Origin of the sequence: Brachybacterium sp. sponge (assembly GCF_001613775.1) — a bacterium.
In the GTDB taxonomy this organism is placed as follows: Bacteria; Actinomycetota; Actinomycetes; order Actinomycetales; family Dermabacteraceae; genus Brachybacterium; species Brachybacterium conglomeratum.
The window spans coordinates 19683-27672 of record NZ_LRMP01000006.1 but is presented as its reverse complement, the minus strand read 5'-3'; the positions used below and the strand labels follow the sequence as shown (position 1 = coordinate 27672).

Sequence of the window (7990 nt, the reverse complement as noted above, 5' to 3'; positions counted from 1 at the left end):
GATCGCGCCGATGGTACTGCACTCGGGAGGGTGTGGGAGAGTAGGTCGCCGCCGGACATCTTCACTGGGAGTGGAGGAGTGCTTGAACCCCTGCGGGGTGTTCGCCTCCTCCACTCCCTTTTTCATGCCCGAGAACGGGGGAGGTAGACCAGGGCGCAGGTGTCGCATCTGGGGCCCGGCCCGAGAAGAGGGAAATCGACGGACATCCCGGCGCAGGCACAGCGGCAGTGCCGCGCTCGAGTGCGGTGTTCGAGCGAGGGACCGGACCTCGGCTTGCCGGACCCGAGTGGGTCGGGTTCTGCGGGATATTCCAGAACTCCCTCCGGAGCCGCGCACTGCAGTTCCGCCGGTCACCTCGGGACCGTAGGGCGGCTCAGGGCCCGTGCCTCCCCGGTAGACTCGGCTGTCGTGTCGCTCCTGTCCGGGAGCGCTGTCCGCACTCCGGCCCCGCTCCGCGTGGCCGGTCCGATCTCCAGGAGAGACATGCCGTCCACGCTGCCGGGTGTGCCCGACATCGACGATCAGCTCGCGACGAGCATCGTCGAGCGCCTGGGCGCCATCGAGCACGGACTGCGCGATTCGGTCGCGAGCTCCGACGACATGATGCGCTGGACCGCCCGCCACCTCATGGATGCTGGCGGCAAGCGCGTCCGCCCGATGCTCGTGCTCCTGGCGGCGTCCCTCGGGGACGTCGATGCCGAGGGCGTGCTGGACGCGGCGATCCTCGTCGAGCTGACCCACCTGGCCAGCCTGTACCACGACGACGTGATGGACTCGGCGACCACCCGCCGCGGCACCGACAGCGCCCACTCGCTGTGGGGCAACAACGTCGCGATCCTGACCGGGGACTTCCTCTTCGCCCGGGCGAGCGCGCTGAGCGCCCGCATCGGCCCCGAGGCCGTGCGGATGCACTCCGAGACCTTCGAGCGGCTCTGCCTCGGCCAGCTGCACGAGACCGTCGGCCCCGCCGAGGGGGAGGACCCCTTCGCCCACTACATCTCCGTTCTCTCCGACAAGACGGCCTCGCTGCTCGCCCTCGCCGGCGACCTCGGCGCCTCCCTCGCCGGCGCTCCCGGGGGCTCCGGTGACGTCATGCGCCGCTACGGCGAGAAGGTCGGGGTCGCCTTCCAGCTCGCGGACGACGTGCTGGACCTCGAGAGCGACGCCGCCACGAGCGGGAAGACCCCGGGCATCGACCTGCGCGAGGGCGTGCCCACCATGCCCACCCTCCTCGTCCGTCGCCGCGCTGCCGAGCAGCAGGACGCGCGCAGCCTCGAGATCCTGCGCAGGCTCGACAGCGATCTCAGCGACGACAACGCGCTGGGCGAGCTCGTGCAGCTGCTGCGCGAGGACGAGGCTCTCGAGGAGACGCGCCGGCTCGCGCAGCGCACCGCCGACGAGGCCGTCGAGATCCTCGGCGAGCTGCCGGAGGGGTCCGTGCGCGAGGCGCTGGTGACCTTCACCCGCACGCTCGTCGAGCGCCGTCGGTGAGCTCCAGATGAGATCTGCGACCGTTCGGTCTGCCTGACCTGCACGGGAGCTGAACGTGACGGGGCGCGCTTAGTGCACCGCGCGGGGGACCGGTACGCTGTCCGTTGTCGTGCGCGAGCACATCGACCGCGGGGGTCATCTCCTCAGTGAGAGCAGCCGGTCGAGGGCGGGCGTGCGCGAGGAGTCTGCACGTCATCTGGGGGTACCACCATGTCTGTCACCGCTGGACCGAAGAGGCGCCGCGGTCGGCGCACCACGGTCGTGTCCACGGCCGTCCTGGCGGTGGTGGCGCTCGTCCTCACGGGCTTCGCCGTGAACTACGACGGCCTGTCCTCCTCGGAGGTCGAGGTCTCCGACGGCGGCGTCTGGGTCAGCAACGGCGACCGCGGCCTCGTCGGCCGCCTGAACGTCGATGCCGGCGAGCTCGACGCCCGCATCTCCTCCACCGGCCAGGACCTCGACATCCTCCAGTCCGGCTACCACGTCTTCGAGACCGGGCCGCGCGGCATGACCCCCATCAACACCGCGGCCGCCTCCCGCGCGGGCCTCGTCGAGCTGCCGCCCGAGTCCACCGTCCGCATCGGCGGGGACCGCGTCGTCATCGCCGCACCCGACGGCCGGGTCTGGATCCTCTCCCCGGACGAGGCCGCCGCGTTCAGCCCCGCCTCCGTCGAGCCGGTCCTCGAGACCGGAAACGGCGCGCCGCCCGTCGCCGTCTCCATGAGCGGCGACGTCTACGCGCTGAACGGCGAGGAACTCCTGCGCTACCCCCGCACCCCGTCCACCCGCGACACGAAGGCGGACAAGCCGTTCATCGCCGGCGGGGTCTCGAGCGACGCCGCGCAGGTCGAGCTCACCGTCGTCGGCGACGTGCCGGTGATCATGGACCGCGAGAACCGCATGCTGCGCCTCGGCACCGAGATGAAGGATTACCCGCTCGAGGACTACGGGATCTCCTCCCTCGAGGTCGGCGAGATCCAGCAGGCCGGCCCCGCCTCCGAGAACGTCGTCCTCTCCACCGCGGACACGATGCTGCTGATCCCCCTCGACGGCGGGAAGGCGGAGTCGATCCCCGCCGGCGGCACCGGCTCCGAGGTCGTCGAGCCGGCGCAGGTCGACGGCTGCGCCTACGGCGCCTGGGGCGGCTCCCTCCGCTACGTCCGCGCCTGCGAGGGCCAGGAGCCCGTGAAGGACGTGATCCCCGAGGCGAAGTCCGGCGCGGACCTCTCCCTGCGCCAGAACCGCGACCTGGTCGTGCTCAACGACCAGAAGTTCGGCCTGTCCTGGGAGATCATGGACTCGATGCAGCTGGTCGACGACTGGGTCATCAACCAGGACATCCAGACCGACCAGTCGAAGGAGAAGGAGAAGGAGACCCTCACCACCACGATCGAGAACGTCGCGGCCGAGCGCGAGGAGGAGAACCGGCCCCCGACGGCCAACGACGACACCTTCGGAGTGCGGCCGGGGCAGAACGTGGTCCTCCCCGTCACGCGCAACGACGTCGACCCCGATGGCGACGTGCTCACCGTCGCCGTGGAGGGGAAGCAGCCCGCCGCCGGACACGTCACCCCGATCACGGGCGGCACGCAGCTCCAGATCCAGGTCGCCGACGATGCCTCCGGCACCCAGACCTTCACCTACGCCGTCGACGACGGGCGCGGCGGCAAGGACACCGCGACCGTCACCCTCGAGGTGCGCCAGGAGGGGGAGAACTCCGCTCCGCAGGCCGCCGAGGAGACGATGACCAAGGTCCAGGTCCGCTCCGGCCAGGAGATCAGCTTCAACATCCTGCCGTACTGGGAGGACCCCGACGGCGACGCCTTCTACCTCTCCAACGCCACGGTCCCGCCGGAGGACCTCGTCACCTTCACGCCCGACGGGAAGATCACCTTCAACGACGCCGGTCTCTCGCCGGGCACGAAGCAGGTCCAGCTCACCTTCCGCGACGAGAACGGCGAGACGGGGGAGGGGACGATCCAGATCGAGTCGGTGACCGACAGCGACCTCCCGCCGATCACCACCGCCGATCACGTCAGCATCGTCTCCGGACGCACCACCACGCTCAAGCCCCTGGTCAACGATCTCAACCCCAACGGCGGCGAGCTCGAGCTGATCAGCGTCGGCGAGTCCGAGGGGCTGGAGGTCGATCCTGCCCTGGACGCCGGGAGCGTGGACGTTACCGGTGCGGGGCCCGGCACCCACTACCTGGAGTACACGGTCGGGGCGAGCGGCGGCAGCACCACCTCCCTGGGGCTGATGCGCATCGACGTGGTCGAGCCGGAGGCGGAGAACCTCCAGCCCGTCGCCGTCGACGACCTCGGCACGGTCACCACCGGCACCGACACGCTCTTGGACCCGCTGGAGAACGACGTGGACCCCACCGGCGGGGTGCTGGTGGCGAACTCCCTCGAGGTCCCCGAGGGCAGCGGACTGAAGGCCACCGTCGTCGACCACCACCTGGTGCGGGTCGAGGCGGAGCCCGGAGCGACCGTCTCCACCGAGCCCGTCCCCGTCACCTACGAGGTCTCGAACTCCGCCGGCACCTCGACGGGCACCATCCGGATGATGGTCGTGAACACGGACACGCAGTTCGCGAACCCGGAGGCCGTCCCGGACCGCACCGTCGTGCGCGCCGGGGACATGGTCAACATCGACGTCACCGCCAACGACGTCTCGCCCACGGGCTCCGACCTCCACCTCGGCACGAACCTCGACACCTCCCGCGCCGATGCGCTGGGCAACACCGAGCCCCACCAGGACATGCTGCGCTTCCGCGCCGACGACGACGCGACGGGCGAGGCCGTCGTGCAGTACGAGGTGGTCGACGAGACGGGCCGCACCGGCTCCGCCCTCGCCTACATCACGATCGTGCCGCGGGACGCGGAGAACACCCCGCCGCGGCCCGAGAACCTCACCGCCCGCGCGGTCGCGGGCACCCCGGTGCGCATCCCCGTCCAGACCACCGGCATCGATCCCGACGGCGACTCCGTGATGCTCACCGGTGCGGCGAGCCCCATGCCCACCCTCGGCGAGATCACCAGCGCGAACGGCGAGTGGATCGAGTACGTGCCGCACGAGGACTCGGTCGGCACGGACCGCTTCCGCTACCAGGTGATGGACCGCCACGGCGCGATCGGCACCGCGGAGGTGCTCGTCGGCATCGCCGCGCCCACGGACCGCAACCAGGCCCCGTACGCGGTCGACGACACCGTCGAGGTGCGCCCGGACCGCGAGGTGCAGATCCCGGTGCTCGACAACGACACCGACCCCGAGGGCGACGCGCTCGGCATCGTGCGCGGCGACGTGGAGCCGATGACGGACATCGAGTACGTCAAGCCGCCGGAGGACACGGAGGACAACCTCGTCACCGTCATCACCCCGGCCGAGGAGGGCACCCACACGGTGGTGTACTCGGCGACCGACGAGCAGCTGAAGTCCAGCGCGACCGCGACCGTCAAGGTCGCCGCGAACGCGCCGCTGCTCTCCCCGGTCGCGGTCGACGACTTCGTGCCGGTCGAGGACGTCCTGGATCCGAAGAAGGACCACGTCGAGGTGGACGTGCTCGCCAACGACTCCGATCCCGACGGCAGCACCAACGACCTCGAGGTCGCGCTCGACGGCTCCTACGAGGGCGTGGAACTGCGCGAGGACGGGACGCTGAAGATCGTGCCCCAGGAGGAGCAGCAGCGGATCCGCTACATCATCACCGACCAGGACGACCAGTCCTCGGCCGGCTACGTGTGGGTGCCCGGCACCGCGAAGCAGGCCCCCGTCTGGGTGGGCGAGCCGGTGACGGTGCAGGCCGGCTCCGAGGCGACGATCGACCTCGCCGATCCCCAGAACGTCCGGGTGCGTCCGGGCGCGGAGGGCGTGCAGATCACCGACCCGTCGCTCGTGACAGCAGGCCACGGCGACGGCGGCGAGCTCGTCGAGAACGAGACGACGCTGAGCTACCGCCCCGCCGCGGACTTCTCCGGCAAGGACACGATCAGCGTCGAGGTCACGGACGGTGCGGTGGGGGACGCGACCGCGGCCACCGCGACGCTCGCGATCCCGGTCGAGGTCGCGCCCGAGGACGAGAACCTCCCGCCGACCTTCCAGGGCGCGCTGCTCGAGGTCGCGCAGGGAGAGGGCCAGGCCACGGTCGACCTCGCGCCCGGCGTCGACGACCCCGAGGGCGACGACCTCACCTTCGCCCTCGGGAAGTACACCGAGAACCCGGAGATCGACGTGTCGGTCGAGGGCTCGGTCTTCACCGCCACGGCGACGCCGAAGGCCCCCAAGGGCACCGTCCTCGAGGTGCCGGTGACCGTCTCCGACGGGACGAACGATCCGGTGGAGTCCTCCGTGCAGGTCACCGTCGGCGGTTCTCCGCGGCCCCTGCTCACCACCGTGATGGACGAGGACACGATCGACGCGGGCACCACCAAGGACATCGCGGTGCTCGAGAACGACTCCAATCCCTTCCCCGGCGGGGACCGGGAGCTGCTCAGCGCCGGCCTCACCGCCGGTGAGGGCAACGTCGAGCTCAAGGGCGACAAGGTCTCGATCACCCCGGCCGAGTCCTTCCACGGGATCCTCACCGCCCAGTACACGGTCGAGGACGACACCGGCGACCCGGACCGCCACGTCACCGGCGAGATCCGGATCGTGGTCCGCGGCAAGCCCGCGCCGCCCTCCGCCCCGCGCATCGGGGAGATCGGCGACGGGTTCGTCGAGCTGAACTTCGACGCGGGTGCCGACAACGGCGCCCCGATCACCGGGTACACGGTCACCGCGGCGACCGGCGGGACGGTGTCGCAGCAGTGCGCCTCGACGTCCTGCACGATCACGGGGCTGACCAACGACACGGAGTACACCTTCCAGGTCGTGGCGACCAACGACGTCGGCGACTCCGATCCGTCGGTGCCCTCGGCCGTGGCCCGCCCCGACGTGCGCCCTGAGAAGCCGGCCGCCCCGCGGGCGGAGCGCGGCGACCAGCAGCTGACCGTGGGCTGGTCCGCGCCGGAGAACCGCGGCTCCGCGATCCAGAGCTACGAGGTGCAGGTCCAGGACACCAGCGGCCAGGGGATCTCCTCCCAGACCGTCGAGGGCGGCAGCACCCAGACGGTGTTCTCGGGGCTGACCAACGGCCGCGACTACCGCTTCCGGGTGCGGGCCTCGAACCTGGCCGAGGAGCCCTCGGAGTGGTCGGAGTGGTCCTCGGCGGAGCATCCGGCCGGCAAGCCCAAGGCCCCCAGCGGCACCCCGTCGGCCGAGCGGGTCAACACCGCGCTCGGCGGCGCGGTGGACGTGACGTGGCCGGCGATGACCGACGCCGAGGCGAACGGCGAGCCGATCACCCAGTACGTCGTGAAGTCCTCCTCCGGCGCGAGCCAGACCGTCGACGGCGGGACCACCAAGGCGTCCTTCCGGGACCTCGATCGCAACAGCAAGCACACCTTCACCGTCACCGGCGTGAATTCCGTCGGGACCGGCATCGGCTCCTCGAAGGCGTCGAACGCGGTGACTCCGTGGTCGAGGCCCGAGGCGCCCGCCGGGGTGAAGGCGTCCCTGCCGAGCGAGGGCAAGGGCGACGGCCCGAACGGCCGCGCGACCGTCAGCTGGAAGGCGGCGAACGGCAACGGCACCACGGTCACCAAGTACGTGGTGCGCTGGAACGGCGGGTCCACGACCGTCGACGCCTCGGCGACGACGGCGAACATCACGGGTTTGAAGAACGGCACCTCGTACAAGTTCACCGTCGAGGCGCGCAACGGCTTCGCCGCGGACGGCGGCATCAGCGAGCCCTCGAGCCCGTCCAACGGCGTCAAGCCCTACACCAAGCCGGCGAACCCGACCGTCAGCGGGTCCAACGGCAAGTGCACCGATGGGAACAGCTGCCCGGTCACGGTGAAGGCCAGCGCGGGCGGCGGAGATGGGGGCGCCGGCGGCAAGACCCTCGAGGTCCGCATCAACGGCGGCGACTGGCAGGACTCGGGCACCTCCTTCTCCAAGACCTACCAGGTGAAGTCCAAGGGCAGCGTCAAGATCGAGGCCCGCGTCAAGAACAGCAAGGGCCTCGTCAGCGGGACCGTCAGCAAGTCACAGGGCGCGCAGACCTACACCCCTCCGAACCCCAAGTCCGGAGTCAAGTGGGGGTCGATGCAGAACAACAACGTCTGCGACGGGCCGTACTGCAAGCAGGTCGACATCCGGCTCTCCGATCTCGAGCCTGGCAAGGCCTACGACATGTCCGTGAACACGCTTCCGTCGGCCTCCTACGCCGGGGGCCCGTGGACGGTCAACGGCTCCACCAAGATGCGGATCACGGCCGATGCCAACGGCAACTACTCCTCTTCCGGTGCCGGCTACAACTTCCTGTACGGCTACCCCGACAACAAGTTCGAGGTGTTCGTCAACGGCAAGTCCGCCGGTGTCCACTCGTACGGGTGAGCTGACCACCCCGTCCCGCTCACCGAATACCGCTCTCCTCACATCGAAAGCAGACTCCTCC

Annotated in this window: 2 protein-coding genes; both read left to right on the top strand. The window is 70.5% G+C overall.

Going from position 1 to position 7990, the window contains the following annotated elements; genetic code table 11:
• Positions 1–483 precede the first annotated feature (483 nt).
• Positions 484–1491, top strand: a complete 1008-nt coding sequence (locus tag A4A78_RS17330) for a polyprenyl synthetase family protein (RefSeq protein WP_062951470.1) — start codon at positions 484–486, stop codon at positions 1489–1491.
• Between the two features lie 210 nt (positions 1492–1701).
• Positions 1702–7929, top strand: coding sequence for an Ig-like domain-containing protein (locus A4A78_RS17325; protein ID WP_062951468.1), 6228 nt, complete (start codon positions 1702–1704; stop codon positions 7927–7929).
• Positions 7930–7990 lie beyond the last annotated feature (61 nt).

Bases quoted from the DNA above. Each gene is read 5' to 3' on its own strand.
- A4A78_RS17330 (WP_062951470.1), top strand. From the start codon at position 484: ATGCCGTCCACGCTGCCGGGTGTGCCCGACATCGACGATCAGCTCGCG.
- A4A78_RS17325 (WP_062951468.1), top strand. From the start codon at position 1,702: ATGTCTGTCACCGCTGGACCGAAGAGGCGCCGCGGTCGGCGCACCACG.